The 20,457-nt window shown below is 67.3% G+C and carries 19 protein-coding genes and 1 tRNA gene; 4 read left to right on the top strand and 16 right to left on the bottom strand.

Annotated elements, in window-relative coordinates; translation table 11 throughout:
• Nucleotides 1–34 precede the first annotated feature (34 nt).
• From thrS to CBM2594_RS07320, 5 genes are all read right to left on the bottom strand, one after another.
• On the bottom strand, nucleotides 35–1,942 hold the full coding sequence (gene thrS, locus CBM2594_RS07340; protein ID WP_116356257.1) for a threonine--tRNA ligase: 1,908 nt from the start codon (nucleotides 1,940–1,942) through the stop codon (nucleotides 35–37).
• A gap of 372 nt (nucleotides 1,943–2,314) precedes the next feature.
• Nucleotides 2,315–2,391 (bottom strand) — tRNA-Val (locus tag CBM2594_RS07335).
• A 21-nt stretch (nucleotides 2,392–2,412) separates the two neighbouring features.
• Complete coding sequence (locus CBM2594_RS07330; RefSeq protein WP_116356256.1) at nucleotides 2,413–4,641, bottom strand: RelA/SpoT family protein; 2,229 nt, start codon at nucleotides 4,639–4,641, stop codon at nucleotides 2,413–2,415.
• A 15-nt stretch (nucleotides 4,642–4,656) separates the two neighbouring features.
• Nucleotides 4,657–5,019 carry a RidA family protein gene (locus tag CBM2594_RS07325; RefSeq protein WP_012352549.1) on the bottom strand — a complete coding sequence of 121 codons (363 nt, stop codon included), beginning with the start codon at nucleotides 5,017–5,019 and terminating at the stop codon, nucleotides 4,657–4,659.
• Nucleotides 5,020–5,058: 39 nt separating this feature from the next.
• Nucleotides 5,059–5,940, bottom strand: a complete 882-nt coding sequence (locus tag CBM2594_RS07320; RefSeq protein ID WP_116356255.1) for an alpha/beta fold hydrolase — start codon at nucleotides 5,938–5,940, stop codon at nucleotides 5,059–5,061.
• 204 nt (nucleotides 5,941–6,144) lie between these two features.
• Here CBM2594_RS07320 and CBM2594_RS07315 point away from each other — a divergent pair, with 204 nt between their 5' ends.
• Both CBM2594_RS07315 and CBM2594_RS07310 read left to right on the top strand, forming a co-directional pair.
• A complete protein-coding gene (locus CBM2594_RS07315) occupies nucleotides 6,145–6,921 on the top strand; it encodes a 3-hydroxybutyrate dehydrogenase (protein WP_116356254.1) in 777 nt (258 codons plus the stop codon).
• Nucleotides 6,922–6,955: 34 nt separating this feature from the next.
• A complete protein-coding gene (locus CBM2594_RS07310) occupies nucleotides 6,956–7,447 on the top strand; it encodes a DUF411 domain-containing protein (RefSeq protein ID WP_116356253.1) in 492 nt (163 codons plus the stop codon).
• Nucleotides 7,448–7,489: 42 nt separating this feature from the next.
• On the opposite strand, the gene CBM2594_RS07305 is transcribed toward CBM2594_RS07310, so the two are convergent.
• The 3 genes from CBM2594_RS07305 to CBM2594_RS07295 form a co-directional block, all read right to left on the bottom strand.
• The gene (locus CBM2594_RS07305) at nucleotides 7,490–7,870 is read right to left on the bottom strand and encodes a putative zinc-binding protein (RefSeq protein ID WP_116356252.1); all 381 of its coding nucleotides are present in this window, start codon (nucleotides 7,868–7,870) and stop codon (nucleotides 7,490–7,492) included.
• Between the two features lie 203 nt (nucleotides 7,871–8,073).
• Nucleotides 8,074–8,712 carry a CoA transferase subunit B gene (locus CBM2594_RS07300; protein ID WP_116356251.1) on the bottom strand — a complete coding sequence of 213 codons (639 nt, stop codon included), beginning with the start codon at nucleotides 8,710–8,712 and terminating at the stop codon, nucleotides 8,074–8,076.
• An 11-nt stretch (nucleotides 8,713–8,723) separates the two neighbouring features.
• Nucleotides 8,724–9,425, bottom strand: coding sequence for a CoA transferase subunit A (locus CBM2594_RS07295; RefSeq protein ID WP_116356250.1), 702 nt, complete (start codon nucleotides 9,423–9,425; stop codon nucleotides 8,724–8,726).
• Between the two features lie 181 nt (nucleotides 9,426–9,606).
• On the opposite strand from CBM2594_RS07295, the gene CBM2594_RS07290 reads away from it, so the two are divergent.
• Entirely contained in the window at nucleotides 9,607–10,152 is a 546-nt protein-coding gene (locus tag CBM2594_RS07290; RefSeq protein WP_116356249.1) for a PAS and helix-turn-helix domain-containing protein, read from the top strand.
• Between the two features lie 253 nt (nucleotides 10,153–10,405).
• Here the strand turns inward: CBM2594_RS07290 and CBM2594_RS07285 are convergent, their stop codons facing one another.
• From CBM2594_RS07285 to CBM2594_RS07265, 5 genes are all read right to left on the bottom strand, one after another.
• The gene (locus CBM2594_RS07285) at nucleotides 10,406–10,807 is read right to left on the bottom strand and encodes an acyl-CoA thioesterase (protein ID WP_115662429.1); all 402 of its coding nucleotides are present in this window, start codon (nucleotides 10,805–10,807) and stop codon (nucleotides 10,406–10,408) included.
• 52 nt (nucleotides 10,808–10,859) lie between these two features.
• Nucleotides 10,860–11,888: a DctP family TRAP transporter solute-binding subunit gene (locus tag CBM2594_RS07280; protein ID WP_116356248.1), complete on the bottom strand. Its 1,029-nt coding sequence runs from the start codon at nucleotides 11,886–11,888 to the stop codon at nucleotides 10,860–10,862.
• Nucleotides 11,889–11,951: 63 nt separating this feature from the next.
• A complete protein-coding gene (locus CBM2594_RS07275; RefSeq protein ID WP_198048110.1) occupies nucleotides 11,952–13,256 on the bottom strand; it encodes a TRAP transporter large permease in 1,305 nt (434 codons plus the stop codon).
• On the bottom strand, nucleotides 13,253–13,855 hold the full coding sequence (locus CBM2594_RS07270) for a TRAP transporter small permease (protein WP_116356247.1): 603 nt from the start codon (nucleotides 13,853–13,855) through the stop codon (nucleotides 13,253–13,255). Before CBM2594_RS07270 ends, CBM2594_RS07275 begins: the two co-directional genes overlap by 4 nt.
• Nucleotides 13,856–14,124: 269 nt before the next feature.
• Nucleotides 14,125–14,910: an SDR family oxidoreductase gene (locus CBM2594_RS07265; protein ID WP_018006823.1), complete on the bottom strand. Its 786-nt coding sequence runs from the start codon at nucleotides 14,908–14,910 to the stop codon at nucleotides 14,125–14,127.
• 368 nt (nucleotides 14,911–15,278) lie between these two features.
• On the opposite strand from CBM2594_RS07265, the gene CBM2594_RS07260 reads away from it, so the two are divergent.
• Nucleotides 15,279–16,967: an electron transfer flavoprotein-ubiquinone oxidoreductase gene (locus tag CBM2594_RS07260; RefSeq protein ID WP_116356246.1), complete on the top strand. Its 1,689-nt coding sequence runs from the start codon at nucleotides 15,279–15,281 to the stop codon at nucleotides 16,965–16,967.
• 74 nt (nucleotides 16,968–17,041) lie between these two features.
• Here the strand turns inward: CBM2594_RS07260 and CBM2594_RS07255 are convergent, their stop codons facing one another.
• The 3 genes from CBM2594_RS07255 to CBM2594_RS07245 all read right to left on the bottom strand — a co-directional run bounded on the left by CBM2594_RS07255 (nucleotide 17,042) and on the right by CBM2594_RS07245 (nucleotide 20,215).
• A complete protein-coding gene (locus CBM2594_RS07255) occupies nucleotides 17,042–18,088 on the bottom strand; it encodes a lipase secretion chaperone (RefSeq protein ID WP_116356245.1) in 1,047 nt (348 codons plus the stop codon).
• The gene (locus tag CBM2594_RS07250) at nucleotides 18,075–19,166 is read right to left on the bottom strand and encodes an esterase/lipase family protein (protein ID WP_232346575.1); all 1,092 of its coding nucleotides are present in this window, start codon (nucleotides 19,164–19,166) and stop codon (nucleotides 18,075–18,077) included. Before CBM2594_RS07250 ends, CBM2594_RS07255 begins: the two co-directional genes overlap by 14 nt.
• Nucleotides 19,167–19,291: 125 nt before the next feature.
• Nucleotides 19,292–20,215, bottom strand: a complete 924-nt coding sequence (locus tag CBM2594_RS07245; RefSeq protein WP_116356243.1) for a flagellar brake domain-containing protein — start codon at nucleotides 20,213–20,215, stop codon at nucleotides 19,292–19,294.
• Between the last annotated feature and the right edge of the window lie 242 nt (nucleotides 20,216–20,457).

The raw sequence follows: 20,457 nt of genomic DNA, 5'->3' as shown, positions 1-20,457 counted from the left end.
AAGAAGACAAAAAAACAAGCCGTGCTCACCACCCTCAGGCTTTGCTGGCGACGTCGTGTTGCAGACGCTCAACAAACGCGGAGACGGGCATCACACCCAGATCCACGTTGCCACGGGCACGCACGGCCACTTGATTGGCATCCCGCTCCTTGTCGCCCACTACCAGCAGGTAGGGGAGCTTTTGAAGCGAATGCTCGCGGATTTTATACGTAATTTTCTCGTTACGCAAATCCGCCTTAGCCCTAAACCCTTGTTTTTGCAGCAATTGCACGACGCTTTCGGCGTACTCTGCCTGAGAATCCGCAATATTCATGACCACGACCTGCTCCGGGGCCAGCCAGGCCGGCAGCGCGCCGGCATGGTTTTCCAGCAGGATGCCCAGGAAGCGCTCGAACGAGCCCAGGATGGCGCGATGGAGCATCACCGGGCGCTTGCGCGAATTGTCCTCCGAGACGTATTCGGCACCCAGGCGCTCCGGCAGCACCAGGTCCAGCTGCAGCGTGCCGCACTGCCACGAGCGGCCGATCGCGTCCTTGATGTGGTATTCCACCTTCGGGCCATAGAAGGCGCCCTCGCCCGGCAGCTCTTCCCACTCCACGCCGCAGGCGCGCAGCGCCAGGCGCAGGCCCTCTTCGGCATGGTCCCAGACCTCGTCCGAGCCGGCGCGCTGGGCCGGGCGCAGCGACAGCTTGACCTTGACATCCTTGAAGCCGAAGTCGTCGTAGACCGAGAACGCCAGTTCGTTGAAGGCCTTGGCCTCGGCGACGATCTGCTCTTCCGTGCAGAAGATGTGCGCATCGTCCTGCACAAAGCCGCGCACGCGCATCAGTCCGTGCAGCGCGCCGGACGGCTCGTTGCGATGGCAGGCGCCGAACTCGGCCAGGCGCAGCGGCAGGTCGCGGTAGGAGCGCAGGCCGTGGTTGAAGATCTGCACATGACCCGGGCAGTTCATCGGCTTGATCGCGTAGTCGCGCTTCTCCGACTCCGTGACGAACATGTTCTCCTTGTAGTTCTCCCAGTGGCCCGACTTCTCCCACAGCGAACGGTCCATCACCTGCGGCGTGCGCACCTCGTCGTAACCCGCATCCGTCAGCCGGCCGCGCATGTATTGCTCGACGGCCTGCCACACCTGCCAGCCCTTCGGGTGCCAGAACACCATGCCGGGCGCCTCTTCCTGCAGGTGGAACAGGTCCAGCGTCTTGCCCAGCTTGCGGTGGTCGCGCTTCTCGGCCTCTTCCAGCATGTGCAGGTAGGCGTCCTGGTCTTCCTTCTTTGCCCACGCCGTGCCGTAGATGCGCTGGAGCATCTCGTTGTTGGCGTCGCCGCGCCAGTAGGCGCCGGCCACCTTCATCAGCTTGAAGACCTTGAGCTTGCCCGTCGACGGCACGTGCGGGCCGCGGCACAGGTCGACGAAATTGCCTTCGCGGTACAGGCCGATTTCCTGGTCGGCCGGGATCGAGCCGATGATTTCGGCCTTGTACTTCTCGCCCATCGACTCGAACAGCGCCACCGCCTCATCGCGGTTCCACACTTCGCGCGTGACTTTTTCGTCCTTGCGCGCCAGCTCCGTCATCTTCTTCTCGATGGCGGCCAGGTCTTCGGGCGTGAAGGGGCGCTTGTAGGCGAAGTCGTAGTAGAAGCCGTTCTCGATCACCGGGCCGATTGTCACCTGTGCTTCCGGATACAGTTCCTTGACGGCATAGGCCAGCAAGTGGGCCGTGGAGTGGCGGATCACATCGACGCCGTCGGCATCCTTGTCCGTGACGATGGCCAGCTCGGCATCGCGCTCGATCTTGTAGCTCGTGTCGACCAGTTGCCCGTCGACCTTGCCGGCCAGCGCGGCCTTGGCCAGGCCGGCGCCGATGCTCTGCGCCACTTCGGCAACCGTTACCGGGCCGGGAAACTCGCGGCGGGACCCGTCCGGCAGCGTGATTGCGATCATTTCGACTCTCCAGGTTCCGCCGGCGGCGTCTTGCGCCTTGCCTGAGCGGATCAAACTGCATCTTGTGGCACCGGCCCGCATGCCTGCGCGCTGGCGATTGGTTCTTTGCCGCCCCGCCTTGCCGCATGGGAAAGCGGGCAGCTTAGCAGGGTGCCGGCAGGCGACAGACGAAAAAAAACGCGGCCAAGGCCGCGTTTCTCTTTGTCAAACCCGATCCAACCGGGTCGAAGGCGCACCTCGACTACTGTCGCTTGCCAGCGGTAGTAGTTCGCGGTGTCATAACCATGATGCCCTTCCGTTCCGTATGGGGTTGAATCGGACTTGCCGCACTGCTTTGTACTGCACTGCTTATGCTGCTTTACTGCAATTCGTTGGTAGGCTCGATTGGACTCGAACCAACGACCCCCACCATGTCAAGGTGGTGCTCTAACCAGCTGAGCTACGAGCCTAGCGAAGCCGCAAGTATAGCATCACTTTCTTTTCGCCTGCAACACCCCCTGGACTTCCTCGATCAGCAGCAGCGCCCGCTGCAGCTGCGTGGCCTCGGAGACCTCGGCGGTGAACTGCATGCGCGCCACGCCCTTGCTGGACAGCGTCTTGACCCCGGTGACGTTGATCTTCTCGCGCGACAGCACTTCGGAGATATCGCGCAGCAAGCCCTGCCGGTCGATGGCCTCGACATGGATGTCGACCGGATAGACCGCGGCATGGCTCTTCTTGCCCCACTCGGTCTGGATCACGCGCTCCGGCGCGCGCGCCGACAGCTGCTGGAAGGTGTGGCAGTTGCGGCGATGGATCGACACGCCGCGTCCGCGCGTGACAAAGCCGACGATGTCGTCCGGCGGCGCCGGCTTGCAGCAGCGCGACATCTGCGTCATCAGCGAATCCACGCCCACCACCAGCACGCCGCTCTTGGCGCCGCGCGCCACGCTGGTGGCGCGGCTCTTCTTGGTGACGGCGTCTTCCTCATTCACCGGCGCCTGGACTTCGCCCTCCGGATGGCGCAGCGCGTGCTCGACATGGCGCAGGCTGAACTCGTCCTTGGCCACCGCCGCGAACAGCTCGTCGGGCGTCTTGAAGCCCAGCCGCGTCGCCAGGTCTTCGAGCTTGACCGCGGTCTTGCCTTCGCGCTGCAGCGTCTTGTCGATCAGCGCGCGGCCCTGGGCGATGGTTTCCTGCGAGTCCATCGCGTTGAACCACGCGCGTACCTTGGCGCGCGCGCGGCTGCTGGCCAGGTAGCCCAGGTCGGCATTGAGCCAGTCGCGCGACGGCCCGCCCTGCTTGACCGCGATGATCTCGACGGTCTGGCCGTTCTTCAGCGGCGTGTTCAGCGGCACCATGGTGCCGTCCACGCGCGCGCCGCGGCAGCGGTGGCCGAGGTCGCTGTGCAGGTAGTAGGCGAAGTCCACCGCGGTCGCGCCCTGCGGCAGCGCCACCACGCGCGCCTGCGGCGTCAGCACGTAGATGTGGTCGTCGATCGCGGCGTGCTTGATCTGCTCCCACGATTCGTCGTGCGCGACGCTGTGGTCGGCATCGTCCTTCCACGCCAGCAGCTGGCGCAGCCAGGCGATCTTCTCGTCGTAGCGCTCGCTGGCGGAGAATTGCCCGGCGTAGCCGCGGCTGCCCGCCTCCTTGTAGCGCCAGTGCGCGGCCACGCCGTATTCGGCGAAGTGGTGCATCTCGTGGGTGCGGATCTGCACCTCGAAAGCGCGCCCGTCATCGCCGATCACCACCGTGTGCAATGACTTGTAGCCGTTGGCCTTGGGCCGCGAGATGTAGTCGTCGAACTCGCGCGGGATCGGCTGCCAGATATGGTGGACGATGCCGAGCACCGTATAGCAGTCCTTGATATCGTCGACGATCACGCGGAACGCGCGCACATCGTACAGGTCGGCAAAATCCAGTTCCTTGCCACGCATCTTCTTCCAGATGCTGTAGATATGCTTGGGGCGCCCGCTCACCTCGGCGCGGATGCCCGCAGTGGCCAGTTCGGATTGCAGCCGCGCGATCGCGCCGGCGATATAGCCTTCGCGCTCGATGCGCTTTTCATCCAGCAGCCTGGCGATGCGCTTGTAGGTATCGGGCTGCTCGAAGCGGAACGCCAGGTCCTCAAGCTCCCACTTCATCTGCCAGATGCCCAGCCGATTGGCCAGCGGCGCGTAGATATCGAGCGTTTCGCGCGCGACGCCGGGCAGCGGCGCCTGCTTGGTCTCGGCCAGCCAGCGCAGCGTCTGCAGCCGCGAGGCCAGGCGCACCAGCACCACGCGGATGTCCTGCGCAAACGCCAGCAGCATCTTGCGCAGCGCCTCGACCTGCTCGTGGCGCGCCTGGGCTTCGTTCTTCGACGGCGCGGCCGACTCCGCCTCGGGGCGATTGCCGGCGATGGCGCCGATGCGCAGCAGCTGGCGCACGCCGTTGACCAGCCGCGCCACTTCCTCGCCGAAGCGGGGCTCGATCTCGGCCTCGGTCTCGGGCACGAATGCCGCCAGCCCGAACAGGCACGCGGCCGCGCGCGCGGAATCGTCCACGCGCAGGCCGTCGAGGATGCGCAGCATCCCCTCCGCGTGCGACGGCACGGTCTCGCCGGTGGGCAGCGCGACGCCGGCGCCGTGCTCGCGCACGTAGGCCAGCGCGCGCTCGACCAGCTCGGTATCCGGAATGCCTGCGACCCGGCCAGCCAGGTCGGTCGACGTCACCATGTCACAGCGCCTGCATCAGTTGAGCGCAGCGGTCACCACCACTTCGATCAGGTAATCGGGATTGGCCAGGCGCGCCTCGACGGTGGCGCGCGGCGGCGTGTTGCCTTGCGGCACCCAGGCGTCCCAGACCTCGTTCATCTCGCCGATCAGATCGATGTTGGTCAGGAAGATCTGGCACGACAGGATGCGGGTCTTGTCGCTGCCGGCCTCGGCCAGCAGGCGGTCGATATGGCCCAGCACCTCGCGCGTCTGGCCGCGGATATCGGCCTTGGGATCGACCTCGGGCACCTGGCCGGCGAGATACACCACGCCGTTGTAGACCGCGTATTCGGACAGGCGCTTGCCCACGTGGGCGCGCTTCAGTTCAGGAAGACTCATGGCAATGCGCAAATCAATAAAAAGCGCCGGAACACGGCATCAGGCGCCGGTAAAGAACTGGCGCACGATCGCAATCTGCGCCGGGTCGACAAAGGTCGGGGCGTGGCCCACGTCGGGCACTTCCACCGAGCTGACATGCTGGCCGCGCGCCACCATCTCGGCGACGGTCTCGCGCAGCAGCAGGTCGGACTGCGCGCCGCGCACCACCAGCACCGGCGCCTCGATGGCTTCGAAGCTGCGCCACAGCGCGGCTTCGCCGGCGGCGATGGCCTCGGGCGTGGACTTGCGGAACGGGACGGCCAGCTGCGGATCGTAATGCAAGCCCCATTCCAGGCCGTCAGTGCCCTGCACCGGCTTCAGGATGGCGGCGTTGAGCTCGCGCCACTGCTCGGCGGTATGGCGCCCGAACGAGGCGCTGATGGTCTGCAGGTAGGCCAGCCCTTCCTCGAAGGTCTTGAAGCGCACCGGCAGGCCAAGATAGGCGCCGATGCGCTCGACCGCCGACGGCGCGATCCGGGGACCGACGTCATTGAGCAGCAGCTTGCGCACCGGCGACTTCGGCAGCCCGGCCAGGCCCATGCCGATCAGGCCGCCCATCGAGGTGCCGAACCAGTCCACCTTCTCGACGTTCAGGCGCGCGATCAGCGTGACCATGTCGGCCACATACTGCGGCACCACGTAGCCGTTGGCATCGGCCAGCCACTCCGAACGGCCGCGGCCGACCACGTCGGGGCACACCACGCGGTAGTCGCCGCACAGCGCGCGCGCCACGGCGTCGAAGTCGCGCCCGGTGCGCGTCAGGCCATGCGCGCACACCAGCACGCGCGGATTGGCGGGGTCGCCCCACTCGTGGTAGGCCATGCGGTGCAGGCCCGCCGGACTGATGCACTGGACGAAACCGAGACGCGGACTGGCAGACATCTGGACTCCCTGGCAAACCGGACCATAGCGCGCCAAAAGGCGCTGCCGCCGGAAGTTGAGCAAAGCTGGATTGTACGCCGCAGCGGGTACAATGCCACAGCACCGTGTCCGCGCCCTGCGCGCGGCCCTCGCACCGCCACGGCGCACGCCGCCGGACCTGTGGCTGCATTGCCGTGGCATCCCTTTCTCTCGACGGAGGCTTACATGCTCAACGGCAAGACCGCACTGGTGACTGGCTCGACCAGCGGCATCGGGCTCGGCATCGCAAAGGCGCTGGCGGCGCAGGGCGCAAACATCATCGTCAATGGCTTTGGTGACGCGGACGCCGCAAAGAACGAGATCGCGCAGGCCGGCCAGGGGATCCGCGTCGGGTACCACGGTGCCGACATGAGCAAGGCGTCCGAGATCGAAGACATGATGCGCTACGCGCAGTCCGATTTCGGCGGCGCCGACATCCTGGTCAACAACGCCGGCATCCAGCACGTCGCCGCCATCGAGGATTTCCCGCCCGAGCGCTGGGACGCGATCATCGCCATCAACCTGACCTCGGCCTTCCACACCACGCGGCTGGCGCTGCCCGGCATGAAGCAGAAGAACTGGGGGCGCATCATCAATGTCGCGTCCACCCACGGCCTGGTGGCGTCGGCGCAGAAGTCCGCCTATGTGGCGGCCAAGCACGGCATCGTCGGCTTCACCAAGGTGACCGCGCTGGAAACCGCGCAGACCGGCGTGACCGCCAACGCGATCTGCCCGGGCTGGGTGCTGACGCCGCTGGTGCAGAAGCAGGTCGAAGCCCGCGCGCAGAAGGAAGGCATCCCGGTCGAGCAGGCCAAGCGCGAACTGGTGCTCGAAAAGCAGCCCTCGGGCCAGTTCGTCACGCCCGATGAGCTGGGCGCGCTGGCCGTGTTCCTGTCGTCCGAAGCAGCCCGCCAGGTGCGCGGCGCGATCTGGAACATGGATGGCGGCTGGGTGGCACAGTAAGGCGCCACGGCAAGGAATCAAGGAGCAAGCAGCAATGATGCAACGACGACGTTTTCTCGGCACCCTGGGCGCGCTCGCGCTCGGCACGCTCGCCGCTGGCGTGCTGGGCCCCGCGGCCGATGCCTTCGCGCAAGCGAAGCCGCTCGCCATCGATGTCTACAAAAGCCCGCTGTGCGGCTGCTGCGAGGACTGGGTCAGGCACCTGCGCGCCAACGGCTTCACCGTGACCGTGCATGACGTCGAGGATACCGGCGAATACCGCAAGCGCTTCGGCATGCCGGAGCGCTTCGGCTCCTGCCATACCGGCCATATCGCCGGCTATGCGATCGAGGGCCACGTGCCGGCCGCCGATATCCGCAAGCTGGTGGCCGCCAGACCCAAGGCAGTGGGGCTGGCGGTGCCGGGCATGCCGGTCGGCTCGCCCGGCATGGAACAGGGCTCGCGCAAGGATCCGTTCGACGTGCTGCTGGTCAGGGCCGACGGCGCGGCCTCGGTGTTCAGCCGCTACAACAAGCCGGCGGCCTGACGTGCCGCCCGCCGGATGCGCCGCGGCGCATCCGGCCATGCCCTACGCCTTTGCAAGGCTCTCCAGGGCCGCTTCGACTTCCCGCCACACCGCCTCGGTCTCGCCCTCGGTACATTCACCGTGCTGGCGCTTGACCGCGCCCAGCCGGTTAAGCACCAGGTGCCGGTCCGGCACCACGCCGGCGTTGGCCAGGCAGGCCCGCACGCAAGCCAGCGGGCATCCGTCCAGCGCCAGGATCGGCCGGCCCGATCGCGCCACCCGCGTCAGCGCCGGCACGCCCCCGCCCACGCCGCTGATGCACGACATCTCCGCGCGCCCGCCGCGGTCCAGCCGCACCGCGCAGGCATTGGCCAGTTGCGCCACGCTGGAGCAGCCGGAGCAGGCGTAGACCAGGGGCAGGGATTGGGCGGGGGTAGCGGGCATCGCGCACCTTGCGAAAGCGTGGTATGGGCAGCAACACGACTGCCGGGAAGCGGCCAGCATAGTGACTCGCACGGGGCCAGGCCATTCGCCGATAGAGCTAGCTTGCCCGGCCGGTCGACGTAGTCGGCTAGCGGGCACCAAATGAAAAGAGCCCTGCAGCGCAGTGCGCCACAGGGCTCGTCAGGCAAGGGCCGAAGCCTGGCTTACAGCAGCGGCGCCCCCGTCTTCGCCTGGATTTCCTCGCGGCTGACGCCCGGCGCGGTCTCCACCAGCTTGAGGCCGTCGGCGGTCACGTCGATCACGCCCAGGTCGGTGATGATGCGGTTGACCACGCCCACGCCTGTCAGCGGCAGGTTGCACTGCTTCAGGATCTTGATGTCCTCGGTGCCGTCCTTCTTCTTGGCGGTGTGTTCCATCAGCACCACCACGCGGCCGACGCCGGCGACCAGGTCCATCGCGCCGCCCATGCCCTTGACCATCTTGCCGGGGATCATCCAGTTGGCCAGATCGCCCTTCTCGCTGACCTGCATCGCGCCCAGGATGGCCAGGTTGATGTGGCCGCCGCGGATCATCGCGAACGAGTCGGCCGACGAGAAGATCGACGAACCCGGCAGCGTGGTCACGGTCTGCTTGCCGGCGTTGATCATGTCGGCGTCGACCTCTTCCTCGGTCGGGAACGGGCCGATGCCGAGCAGGCCGTTCTCGGATTGCAGCCAGACTTCCATGCCTTGCGGCACCCAGTTGGCGACCAGCGTCGGCAGCCCGATGCCCAGGTTGACGTAGAAACCGTCCTGCAGCTCGGCCGCGGCGCGCGCGGCCATTTCGTCACGTGTCCATGCCATGATCAGTCTCCTTAGCTGGCCGCGCGCACGGTGCGCTGCTCGATGCGTTTCTCGGGATTGGCGTTGAGCACCAGGCGCTGCACGAAGATGCCGGCCAGGTGAACCTCGTCGGGATCGAGTTCGCCGGTCTCGACGATCTGCTCGACCTCGGCCACGGTGACCTTGCCCGCCATCGCGCACATCGGGTTGAAGTTGCGCGCGGTGCGGCGGAACACCAGGTTGCCGGCCTTGTCGGCCTTCCAGGCCTTGACCAGCGCCACGTCGGCGGTCAGCGAACGTTCCATCACGTACTGTTCGCCGTCGAATTCGCGGATCTCCTTGCCTTCGGCAACGATGGTGCCGACGCCGGTCTTGGTAAAGAACGCCGGGATGCCCGAGCCGCCGGCGCGCAGCTTTTCGGCCAGCGTGCCCTGCGGGGTGAATTCCAGCTCCAGCTCGCCGGCCAGGTACTGGCGCTCGAACTCCTTGTTCTCGCCCACATACGACGAGACCATCTTCTTGATCTGGCGCGTGGCCAGCAGCAGGCCCAGGCCGAAGCCGTCGACGCCGGCGTTGTTGGAGATGCAGGTCAGCTGCTTGGCGCCGCTGTCGCGCAGCGCGGCGATCAGCGCCTCGGGGATGCCGCACAGGCCGAAACCGCCCACAGCGATCGTCTGGCCGTCGCGGACGACGCCTGCAAGCGCTTCTGCGGCGCTGGCGTAGACCTTGTTCATGCTTCGCTCCTTCCTCGGTAGTCCCTGTCGATCTCCCCGCCGGCGGGTGGTGCGGCGGGCGACGCAGGGAAATTGTAACGGTACAATCGGCAACAGGCGGTCGGCCGTCGCCGTCACGCGTCCGACCGACAGCATACGCAAGCACAGCCGGCTACGCCATTACGTAAAAATACATAAGCAGATGCCCGCCATCGACTACCAGACCGCCTTCCAGCTCGCCCCCGTGGGCCTGGTGCTGTCACGCGAGCGCGTGATCGAGGACTGCAACGAAGAGGTCTGCCGCATCTTCGGCACCACGCGCGAGGCGCTGCTGGGCCAGTCGTTCCAGGTGCTCTACCCCACCGCCGACGAGTTCGAGCGCACCGGCGCGCGCATCGCGCCGATCATGGGCAAGCGCGGCATGTATTCGGACGAGCGCATCATGAAGCGCGCCGGCGGGGAATTGTTCTGGTGCCACGTCACCGGCCGCGCGCTGGACCGGGCCCAGCCGCTCGGCGCCGGCATCTGGACCTTCGAGGACTTGTCGCAGAAGCGCCAGGTCACCGCCGAGCTGACCGCACGCGAACGCGAGATCGCGGCGCAGCTGGTGGAGGGCAAGACCAGCAAGCAGATCGGCAAGCTGCTGGCGATCAGCCCGCGCACCGTCGATATCTACCGGGCGCGGCTGATGAAGAAATATGGGGCGAGTACGTCGGTGGATCTGGTGCAGCGGTTGGTGAACCACTGACCAAAGCCGCAGACGCGAAAAAGGGAGATCGGTGTTGGGTGCGCCCAAGCCGCCCGAACTCGCCCAAGCAAGGTGTTCTCCCTCTCCCCTCACGGGGAGAGGGCCGGGGTGAGGGGCGGGCTAGCAAGGAACCACATCAAGCAAGGCCAACGGTGTTAACCCACGGGCCTCAGGCTTTGACACGCCTGCCCTCACCCCCGGCCCCTCTCCCGCATGCGGGAGAGGGGAGCAAACCGGCGGGAGGCGCTACGCATCACCCTTCGATGATCGCCCGGATCTCCGCCGGCACCGGCACCGATTTCTCCGCCGCATAATCGCACCACACCACCTTGGCCCCGCCCTCGGCCCACACCACGTCAGGCAGGTCGGTGCGGCGGATTTCCATGCGCGTCTCGAAGCTGGTGCGCCCCAGTTGCCCCGCATACACCCGGCATTCGATCTGGCCCGGATAGCGCAGCTGCTTCAGGAAGGTCATATGCGCGTTGATGATGACCGGCCCCTGCCCGTTCGCATCCTTGCCGCCGCGCCCGAGCGACGCGAACCACTCGATGCGCGCCTGTTCCAGGTACTGGAAATAGACGGTGTTGTTGACATGGCCCATGGCGTCCATGTCGCCCCAGCGGATCGGCATGACCACCGTATAGACGTGCTTCATCTCAGCCTCCAATGCAACAGGCCCGCCAATTCCGGCGGGCCTGCTCGATGACTTAGCGCTTGGCGATCGCGCCTTCGGCCTTGGTGACAAGGTCGGCGCCGATCTGCTTCTTCCACTTGTCGTAGACCTTGGCGGTGGCCTTGCGGAAGGCGTCGTGCTCGGCCGGGGTCAGGTGCGTGACCTTGACGCCGTGCGACTCCATGTCCTTCCACGCCGGGGCGCCAGCCTCGGCCAGGCCCTTGCGGGCCAGCGCGATTTCCTGCTTGCCGGCGTCGATGGCGGCCTGCTTCACGATCTCGCGGTCGGCCGGGGTCCAGCTTTCCCAGATCTGCTTGTTGACGACGAAGATCAGCGGGTCGGCCACATAGCCCCAGGTGGTGACGTACTTCTGGCCGACGGTGTACAGCTTGGCGGCGGCGAACACCGACTGCGGGTTCTCCTGGCCGTCGACCGCGCCCGAGGCCATCGCCGGCTGCGCATCCGCCCAGCTCATCTGGGTCGGGTTGGCGCCCAGCGCGTTGAAGGTCTCGATGTACAGCGGCGAGCCCACCACGCGCAGCTTCAGGCCCTTGAGGTCTTCCGGCTTGCGGATTTCGCGCTTGGAGTTCGACACTTCTCGGAAGCCGTTCTCGCCCCACGCCAGCGGCACCACGCCGGCCTTCTCCAGCGTGGCGAAGATCGACTTGCCGACCTCACCCTGCGTCAGCGCGTCGAGCGCCTTGTAGTCGGGCATCAGGAACGGCAGCGAGAACAGGTTCAGTTCCTTGACCTGCGGCGACCAGTTGATGGTCGAGCCCACCGCCATGTCGATCACGCCCTGGCGGATCGCGGAGAATTCGCGGGTCTGGTCGCCGGCCACCAGCGAGGTGCCCGGATACAGCTTGATGTTGATGCGGCCGTTGGTGCGCTGCTTGACCAGGTCGGCCCAGATCTCGCCGCCCTTGCCCCACGGGAAGGCCGGGCCGAGCACCAGCGACATCTTGTACTCGGACTTGTAGGTCTGGGCCATCGCGCCGGCGGGGGCGAAGGCGGAAGCGGCAATGGCGGCGGCCGTTGCGAGCATCAGGGCACGACGTTTCATTTCATCTCCTCAGGGGAAAAGCGTCAGGTTCTTGTTGGTGAATGCAAAAACGGACAACAGCGGTCAATAGCCGAGGTAATCCGGCAGCCAGGTCGCCAGCGGCGGGTAGGCCAGCACCATCAGCATGGCGATAAACATCGCCAGCAGCATCCAGATCACCCACGGCACGGTTTCCTCCATGCGCACGCGCGCGATCCGGCACGACACCATCAGGTTCACGGCCAGCGGCGGCGTGAACTGGCCCAGCGCCACCTTCAGCGTCAGCACCACGCCGAACCACACCGGGTTCCATTGGAAGGCATTGGCGATCGGCAGCAGCAGCGGCACGAAGATCAGGAAGATCGAGATGCCGTCGAGGAACATGCCCACCGTCATCAGCAGCAGCACGATCAGCGCCAGCACGCCGTACTCGCCCAGCCCGGAAGTGGCGATCGCCTGCGCCAGCGGATCGATCACGCCCAGCGTCGACAGCGCATAGGCGAAGATGCCGGCCAGCGCCACCACCAGCAGGATCACCGCCGAGGTTTCGGCCGCTTCCTGGAAGATCGTGAACAGGTCGCGCAGGCCGATGCTGCGGTACACCACCATGCCGACGAAGAGCCCGTACACCACCGCCACCACCGCGGCCTCGGTCGGCGTGAACCAGCCGGCGCGCATGCCGCCCAGGATCAGGAACGGCGCCACCAGGCCCCACGCGGCCTCGCGCAGGCTCTTCCAGAACGGCGGCCGCGGCAGCGCGGCCTCGGCAGCGCCCATGTTGTGCTTGCGCGCCAGCCACACCGCCGGCACGATCAGCGCGATGCCGGCAAGTACTCCGGGAATCAGGCCGGCGGCGAACAGCGCCGGCACCGAGGCGCCGGGCACCAGCACGCTGTAGATGATGAACGCCACCGACGGCGGGATCAGGATGTCGGTGGCCGCGGCCGCGCCGACCACCGCCGCGCTGTACGAGCCGGGGTAGCCCGCGCGCGACATCGCCGCGATCATCACGCCGCCCACCGCGGCCGCGTTGGCCGGGCCCGAACCCGAAATGCCGCCGAGGAACATCGCCACCAGGATCGCCACCAGCGGCAGCATGCCCGGGCCGCGCCCGACCACGGCGATGGCAAAGGTCACCAGCCGCTGCGCCACGCCGGAGCGGTCGAAGATCGAGCCCACCAGCACGAACATCGGAATCGCCAGCAAGGGATACTTGGCCAGCCCCGCATAGAAGTTCTGCGGCACCGCCAGCAGGCCGAACATCTGCGTATCGAGATTGGACAGGCCGATCGCGACCAGGCCGCCCAGGCCCAGCGACACGCCGATCGGCACGCCCAGCAGCATCAGGCCGATAAAGACCACGAACAGGATGATGGCAACCAGCGTCATGGGGCACGCTCCGTCGCCGGCTTGTTCTCGTCATGCAGCGCCTTGAGCGCGCGCACGTTGCGCACCATCAGCGCCAGCGCGCGCAGCGCGATGCCCGCCGACAGCACCGGCAGCCAGACCGAGTACCACCAGCTCGGCACGCCGATGCCGGGCGAGGTTTCGCCAAAGGTGTATTCATCCCACGTAATGCGCGCGCCCAGCACCGCCAGCGCGATGAACATCACCGCCACGGCCAGCGCCGACAGGATCGCCAGGCGCCGCTGCCGCGCGGCACTGCCGCGTTCGAAGAAGAACTCGATGCGGATATTGCGGTCGCGCGCCACCGCGGCGCTGCCGGCCACCAGCGCCAGCACGATCATCAGGAAAACCGAGAACTCCTCGGTCCAGGCGAACGACTCGTCGGTGAAATAGCGGACCACCACGTTGGCGAAGGTGATGCCGACCAGCAGCACCATCACGATCACGCCGATCCAGTCCTCGAGGCGGGGCGATACCCGGAATTCAGCGTCCTGCGCTTCGTCGGCGGCCTGCGGGATGACCGCGGAATCGACGACGTGTTGCGGCACGGCGTTGCGCCGTGCCTCTTGTTGTTGCTCCATCTCCCCGGCCTCCGGTCCAGGGCCGCTGGGGCCATGCGGCCACCGCGGCGTTCTCGCTTTGTATGTAAAGACTTAATCTGCAGACATGGCGGATTATGCCAAGACTGGCCTGCCACGCACGAAATTTCTGAAGATTGACGCTTGCTGACGACGGCGCGCCCAAGGGGACCGGATAAGCCCAGGGCTGGCGGACGGGTATCCCGCGGCGCTTTTGGCGCGTGGGCGGGAAGGCGGGAGCGCTTGCGCTCCCTGCGTCAGCGCGCAGGCGCTCAGACCATGCCGTCGTCGGCGGTGATGACCGCGCCGTTGATGAACTGGGACTGGTCCGAGGCCAGCAGCAGCAACAGCCCGTCGAGGTCTTCCGGCTTGCCCAGCCGCTTGCGCGGCAGCATCTGGATCAGCTTCTGCCCGGCGTCGGAATCCCAGTGGTGGTGGTTGATATCGGTATCGATATAGCCCGGGCAGATCGCGTTGGAATTGATGCCGTGGCGCGCCCATTCCAGCGCCATGGCCTTGGTCATGTGCACCACCGCCGCCTTGCTCATGCAATAGACGCCGATCTGCGACAGCACCTTCAGCCCCGCCACCGAAGCGATATTGACGATGCGCGCCTGCGGCAGCGGGCTGCCGTTGCGCTCGGCGCCCTTGGCGCGCGCGATCATGCGCTTGGCCACTTCCTGCGCGACGAAGAAGGCGCCGCGGGTATTGGTGTCGAAGACGAAATCGAAGTCTTCCGGGGCCACCTCGGTCAGCTTCTGCGTGGTCGACACGCCGGAATTGTTGACCAGGATATCGATGGCGCCGGCTTCGGTCTCGGCGTGCGCCACCGCGGCGCGGATGCTGTCGGGGTCGGTCACGTCCAGGCGCACCACATGGGCGCTGCCGCCCTCGGCCTCGATCGCGGCGCGCAGCTCCTTGAGCCGCTCGGTGCGGCGCGACGCCAGCACCACCTTGGCGCCGGCGGCGGCGAGCACCGTGGCGAAACGCGAGCCCAGCCCGCTCGAGGCGCCGGTCACCAGCGCCACCTTCCCTTCCAGATTGATCGACAAACCCATGATTACCTCTTGTGCGGGAGCCCCTCCGGCCTAATCAGGAGCAGAAGGCAGCATATCAAAAAAAGAACGACCGTTCCAAAAAAATCCTTGCCTGTGGGTGGCGAGTCCCGGACAATGCCGGAGATTCTAAGAACTTGGCCCGCAAAGGGAAAGAGGGAAAACGCGCGATCCGGCGCTGTTCGCACGCCGTTCCTGCGCCGTTCGGCAGCCAAACGTTGCCGCCCAGGTCCGCCCGGATCAGGCCGTCGATCTCGCACGGCTCCCCTGGCGCCCCCCGCGCCTCGCCCCGGGGCCCGGTTCTCAGCACAACGATCACCGCATTTCCCACAATTGCAAGCTAGCAGCACAGAAACAGAGGGTTAGAGACAATGGATCAGCAACAGCTCCTGGAGCAGTTCGGCCCGCGCGAAGCGATGGAATACGACGTGGTCATCGTCGGCGGCGGCCCCGCCGGCCTGGCCACGGCCATCCGCCTGAAGCAACTGGCGCAGGAGAAAGGCGCCGACGTCAACGTGTGCGTGCTGGAAAAGGGCTCCGAGCCCGGCGCGCACATCCTGTCGGGCGCCATCATGGACCCGCGCGCCCTCAACGAGCTGATCCCCAACTGGAAGGAACTGGGCGCGCCGCTGAACCAGGCCGTGACCGAGGACAAGTTCCTGTTCCTGAACGAGACCGGCTCCAAGGGCACGCCGCCGGCGCTGCTGCCCGAGTGCTTCCACAACGAAGGCAACTACATCGTCAGCCTGTCGAACTTCGTGCGCTGGCTGGGCCAGCAGGCCGAGGCGCTGGGCGTCGAGATCTTCCCGGGCTTCCCCGCCGCCGAGGTGCTGTACAACGAAGACGGCTCGGTCAAGGGCGTGGCCACCGGCAACATGGGCATCAACAAGGAAGGCGAGCCCACCGACAACTTCCAGCTGGGCATGGAGCTGCATGCCAAGTACACGATCTTCGCCGAAGGCGCGCGCGGTCACCTGGGCAAGCAGCTGATCGAGAAATTCGGTCTCGACACCGGCAAGGATCCGCAGAGCTACGGCATTGGCCTGAAGGAGCTGTGGGAGATCGATCCTTCCAAGCACAAGCCGGGCCTGGTGGTGCACACCGCCGGCTGGCCGCTGGACCCGGCCACCTACGGCGGCTCGTTCCTGTACCACATGGAAGACAACAAGGTCGCGGTCGGCTTTGTCGTCGGCCTGGACTACACCAACCCGTGGCTGTCGCCGTTCGAGGAATTCCAGCGCTTCAAGACGCATCCGGAAATCCGCCAGTACTTCGAAGGCGGCAAGCGCCTGTCGTACGGCGCGCGCGCCATCACCGCCGGCGGCCTGCTGTCGCTGCCCAAGACCGTGTTCCCGGGCGGCGCGCTGGTCGGCTGCGACGCCGGCTACCTGAACGCCTCGCGCATCAAGGGCAGCCACGCCGCGATCAAGACCGGCATGCTCGCCGCCGAGGCCGCCTATGACGCGCTGCAGGCCGGCCGCCAGCACGACGAACTGAGCGCCTACCCGGCCGCGTTCGAGCAGAGCTGGCTGTACAAGGAACTGCTGCAGGCCAAGAACTTCAAGCAGTGGTTCAAGAAGGGCCGCACCACCGCGACGCTGATGACGGGCATCGAGCAATGGCTGCTGCCCAAGCTGGGCATCCGCAACCCGCCGTGGACCATCCACCGCGTGAAGCCGGACCATGTCTACCTGAAGCCGGCCGCCGAGTGCCAGAGAATCGATTACCCGAAGCCGGACGGCAAGCTGACCTTCGACCGCCTCAGCTCGGTGTTCATCAGCAACACCAACCATGAGGAAAACCAGCCGGCGCACCTGACGCTCAAGGACGCCAGCGTGCCGGTCGACATCAACTGGGACAAGTACGCCGGCCCCGAGTCGCGCTACTGCCCGGCGGGCGTGTATGAGTTCGTGCAGGACGAGACCTCGGGCAAGGAACGCCTGCAGATCAATGCGCAGAACTGCGTGCACTGCAAGACCTGCGACATCAAGGACCCGACGCAGAATATCGTGTGGGTGACGCCGGAGGGTGGTGGCGGGCCGAATTACGTGGGGATGTAAGCGCTGCCGGTTTGCTCCCCTCTCCCGCTTGCGGGAGAGGGAGCACACAATCAGCTGGAATGACGGCACCCGATTCAGGGTGCCGTTTTTCTTGCGGCCATCGCCCTGTCAACCACTTCCGCCTGCAGCGCCTCGCTCGGATTGCTGAACGCCTCGCGCCGCAGCGCCTCCAGCTGCTGCCGCCGATCCTGCTCCGACAACCCCGCAAACGTTTCGATCTGCGCTCGCCGCGCGGCATAGTCGTCGTAGCGCTGCTGCCATGATTGTTCGATCTGCGCCTGCTGCTGGTAGCGCTGCGCCACCTCAGCGCCGTAGGCCTGCGCCAGCGCCGCGCCGATATCCTGCGCGCTGCGGCCGGCCGCCTGCAGGGCGGCGATGGTGGCGCTGATCGCCTGCGGGCGCGCGCTGGCCTCTCGCGCCGCGCGCAGCGGCTCGGGCAGCGTGGCGTCGAGTTCGGCCAGCCGCTGCCGCCGCTGCGCATCATCCAGGCCGGCCTGCGCCGCGATCTCCAGCCGCGCCAGCATGGCCTCGTCATAGGCCTGCTCGTCGCCGAACCAGACCTGCGCGACCTCGGGCAGCCAGCGCTGCCGCGCCGCATTGCGCTGCGCCAGCAGCGCGCGCAGCTGCTGCACCTGCGCCGCATCCAGCGTGCCGCCCGCCTCCGCCAGCGGCTTGCGCGCGGCCTGGGGCTCGATCTCGGCCAGGCAGGCCACGTAGCGCTGCCACAGCTGCCACGCCTGCCCCGCCGCGGGCTGCGGCACGCGGCGGCGGATGTCGTCATGCACCAGCGGGCCGAGCCTATCGATGCCGCCGGCGTCGTGGCGCGCGCTCAGGAAATAATCGAAGTAGGTGCGCAGCGCGCGCGTCAGCCGCAGGTTGCCCGCGGCATCGGTTTCCGGCCCGGCCGGCATCTCTACGCCGGACAGCGATGGCCACGCCGCCACGCCGGCGGGCACCGGATCGGTCTCCGGCGCGGCAGGAGCCGCGGCGACGGCCGCTGCAAGCCGCTGCGGCACCAGCGCCGGAGCCGGCGGCGTGGTCAGCCAGTACACCGCGGCCACCGCGGCGGCGGCCGGCAGCAACGCCAGCCAGAGCCGCGGCACGCGCTCAGAGCTGGTCATTGCGCAGCCGGTTGGCGTGGTTGAGGATGACCGTGCGCGGATCGGCATCCTGGTACAGGCCGGCCATCTGGTTGACCTCGTCGAGATGGTTCCAGTAGTAGCCGGTGGCCAGCACCCGGCCCCACTTGCTGCTGCAGACCGAGACCAGGCCATCGTTGGCGCCGGCGCCCTTCAGCGCCATCAGCCCGGCGGAGGTGGACATCATCGCTGTCGAGGGATCGAGCAGGTTGGAGCGCAGCAGGCTGAGCGGCCCGCCCTGCCCGGTCCACGAATACGCAGCCTGGGTATGGGTGACGAGATGGCCCGCGGGGTCGCGCGCCTGGCGCTGCTCGGACACGGCGCCGGCGCTATCGCAGTCCGCGCCCAGCGCGGACTTCGTGCCCGGCACCAGGGTGGCATCGAGCCGCGCGTTCTGTTCGGCGGCGCCGCGCGTGGTCAGGCTCTTGAGCGAGGCCAGCGCATCCTGGTCGAGCGCCTGCCCGTTGCTGATGCCGTTGAACCAGCCGACCGTATCGAACACCCCCTGGATGATGCCGACCAGCACCGGCCCGGCGATCGGGATCGCGCCGATGCCGTTGATCAGGTCGAGCACGGTGTCGGCCACTTCGCTGCCGCGATGCGGGCTGCCGATGGTGGTGACCGAGGCCACGTCCTGCGGCGACATCGCCGCCAGCGTGCGCGCGGTGGGCCCGCCCTGGCTGTGGCCGATCAGGTTGACCTTGTCGGCGCCGCTCTCCAGCTTGACCGCGCGCACATAGGCCTGCAGCGCCAGCGCGCGCTCGGCGTCGCTGTTGAACGACGGCACCGTGGCCACGTAGACCTGCGCGCCGTGCGCGCGCAGCACTTCGGGAATGCCATACCAGTAGTCGACCACGCCGGCCATCTTCGCCGCGCCGGTCAGCCCGTGGACCAGCACGATCGGGTAGCGCGTCCTGGCATAGTCGCCGTTGGGGTTGTCGGCTGTGAAGGCGGCCGCGGGCGCCGGTTGCGCCAGCATGGCCGCGGTGGCCAGCGCCGCGGCGCAGCCTGCCAGCCTGCGCAGGGGATTGCGCGACTGCTGCGCGCGTGGTGCGGGCATGCGTTGCCCGCACGCGTGTTGTTCGCCGTGCTCCATCTGGTCTCCTCGGTGGTGGGTCTTTTTATGTTGGAAGCAGTAAAGACGGCCCGGTGCGAGGAGACAATCAAAACATTAGCGGATTCCCTCTAAACGGCTGCTACAGCAGCCGGCTGCACCGGCATGCGGGTGCTGGACAGCAGCTGTTCGTAGATGTAGCACTGCAGCAGCGTCAGCTCGCGCTCGGCCAGCACATCGAAGGCGACGCCGAACGCGGGGAAGTCGCCCGCTTCGCCCCCTTCGCCCTCCTCGCCCTTGCCGCCGGCTGCGCCGGCTGGCGCCACGCGGACCCAGCCATCGATCACCACCTCGCTGTCCAGCGACGCGGTGCGCAGGTTGAAGCGCAGCCGCACGCGGCTGCCCGGCGCGGGCGCCGGCGAGGTGGTCTGCACCAGCGCACCGCCGGTGCTGAGGTCCGACAGCAGCGACAGGCGCGCGGCGCTGCCGCCGCTGCCGCCGCTGCCATCCTCATCGCCCGGTTCGGTCAGGTACGCGGCCAGGCGGGTCGGCACGCGCGCCGCCTTGCGCACCGGCGTCGCGTGCTGCTGCACCGGCGCGGACAGCACCAGGTAGCGGAACGGGCTGCGGCACACCGCGGTGATGGTCGACGTGAAGCTGTGGATGGCCTGCCCCGAGAAGCCGCGCAGCACCACGCCATCGCCGGCCTGCAGCGGCTGGTCGCGCCCGCCCAGTTGCGGCCAGGTGATAAAGAGGCCCTGCTCGATAAAGCCGATCAGACGGCTCGCGGCCGGGCGCGCGGCCTCGCCGTCGAGCTTGACATGCAGCAGCGTGCCGACCTGCAGGCCGAGCGGCCCGGCGGCCGGGCGCTGTTCGTCGGCAGCGTCGTCGCCGCCATCGTCGCGGCAGACCATGCCGTGGCGGAACACCAGCGCCAGGTCGCGCGCATCGGGAATGATGTTGCCGCTGCCGAGCACCAGGTTGCCGTCGCCATCGAGCAATGACCAGGGCAGCGGGTGGCCGACGGGTAGATCGTTAGGGGTGAGCTGGATCATGGCTGTTTGCAGTTGGCCCCGGCGTGGGCGTGCCGGGACGCGACGAGCCCTGGGCGGAACCGACGCACGAACTCCCGCCGCCTGTATTGGGATGCTATCGGCGCCCGCGGGGCGAAGTTTAGTGCCGGGTAGTCGATATCGAGCCGGCATGTGTAGCATTCGATACTTAATGCAGGCTTGACGTGCCGCAAGGATGCGGCCAGAATCGCGGAAAGCTGTCAGACAGCCTGACACATCGAGTC

Origin of the sequence: Cupriavidus taiwanensis (assembly GCF_900249755.1) — a bacterium.
Lineage (GTDB): Bacteria > Pseudomonadota > Gammaproteobacteria > Burkholderiales > Burkholderiaceae > Cupriavidus > Cupriavidus taiwanensis_D.
This window is presented reverse-complemented; position numbering and strand designations above follow the sequence as displayed.

Bases quoted from the DNA above. Each gene is read 5' to 3' on its own strand.
- CBM2594_RS07285 (WP_115662429.1), bottom strand. From the start codon at position 10,807: ATGAAGCACGTCTATACGGTGGTCATGCCGATCCGCTGGGGCGACATG.
- CBM2594_RS07325 (WP_012352549.1), bottom strand. From the start codon at position 5,019: ATGAGTCTTCCTGAACTGAAGCGCGCCCACGTGGGCAAGCGCCTGTCC.
- CBM2594_RS07245 (WP_116356243.1), bottom strand. From the start codon at position 20,215: ATGATCCAGCTCACCCCTAACGATCTACCCGTCGGCCACCCGCTGCCC.
- CBM2594_RS07290 (WP_116356249.1), top strand. From the start codon at position 9,607: ATGCCCGCCATCGACTACCAGACCGCCTTCCAGCTCGCCCCCGTGGGC.
- CBM2594_RS07320 (WP_116356255.1), bottom strand. From the start codon at position 5,940: ATGTCTGCCAGTCCGCGTCTCGGTTTCGTCCAGTGCATCAGTCCGGCG.
- CBM2594_RS07330 (WP_116356256.1), bottom strand. From the start codon at position 4,641: ATGGTGACGTCGACCGACCTGGCTGGCCGGGTCGCAGGCATTCCGGAT.
- thrS (WP_116356257.1), bottom strand. From the start codon at position 1,942: ATGATCGCAATCACGCTGCCGGACGGGTCCCGCCGCGAGTTTCCCGGC.
- CBM2594_RS07270 (WP_116356247.1), bottom strand. From the start codon at position 13,855: ATGGAGCAACAACAAGAGGCACGGCGCAACGCCGTGCCGCAACACGTC.
- CBM2594_RS07250 (WP_232346575.1), bottom strand. From the start codon at position 19,166: ATGCCCGCACCACGCGCGCAGCAGTCGCGCAATCCCCTGCGCAGGCTG.
- CBM2594_RS07310 (WP_116356253.1), top strand. From the start codon at position 6,956: ATGATGCAACGACGACGTTTTCTCGGCACCCTGGGCGCGCTCGCGCTC.
- CBM2594_RS07265 (WP_018006823.1), bottom strand. From the start codon at position 14,910: ATGGGTTTGTCGATCAATCTGGAAGGGAAGGTGGCGCTGGTGACCGGC.
- CBM2594_RS07280 (WP_116356248.1), bottom strand. From the start codon at position 11,888: ATGAAACGTCGTGCCCTGATGCTCGCAACGGCCGCCGCCATTGCCGCT.
- CBM2594_RS07315 (WP_116356254.1), top strand. From the start codon at position 6,145: ATGCTCAACGGCAAGACCGCACTGGTGACTGGCTCGACCAGCGGCATC.
- CBM2594_RS07295 (WP_116356250.1), bottom strand. From the start codon at position 9,425: ATGAACAAGGTCTACGCCAGCGCCGCAGAAGCGCTTGCAGGCGTCGTC.
- CBM2594_RS07300 (WP_116356251.1), bottom strand. From the start codon at position 8,712: ATGGCATGGACACGTGACGAAATGGCCGCGCGCGCCGCGGCCGAGCTG.
- CBM2594_RS07255 (WP_116356245.1), bottom strand. From the start codon at position 18,088: ATGACCAGCTCTGAGCGCGTGCCGCGGCTCTGGCTGGCGTTGCTGCCG.
- CBM2594_RS07275 (WP_198048110.1), bottom strand. From the start codon at position 13,256: ATGACGCTGGTTGCCATCATCCTGTTCGTGGTCTTTATCGGCCTGATG.
- CBM2594_RS07260 (WP_116356246.1), top strand. From the start codon at position 15,279: ATGGATCAGCAACAGCTCCTGGAGCAGTTCGGCCCGCGCGAAGCGATG.
- CBM2594_RS07305 (WP_116356252.1), bottom strand. From the start codon at position 7,870: ATGCCCGCTACCCCCGCCCAATCCCTGCCCCTGGTCTACGCCTGCTCC.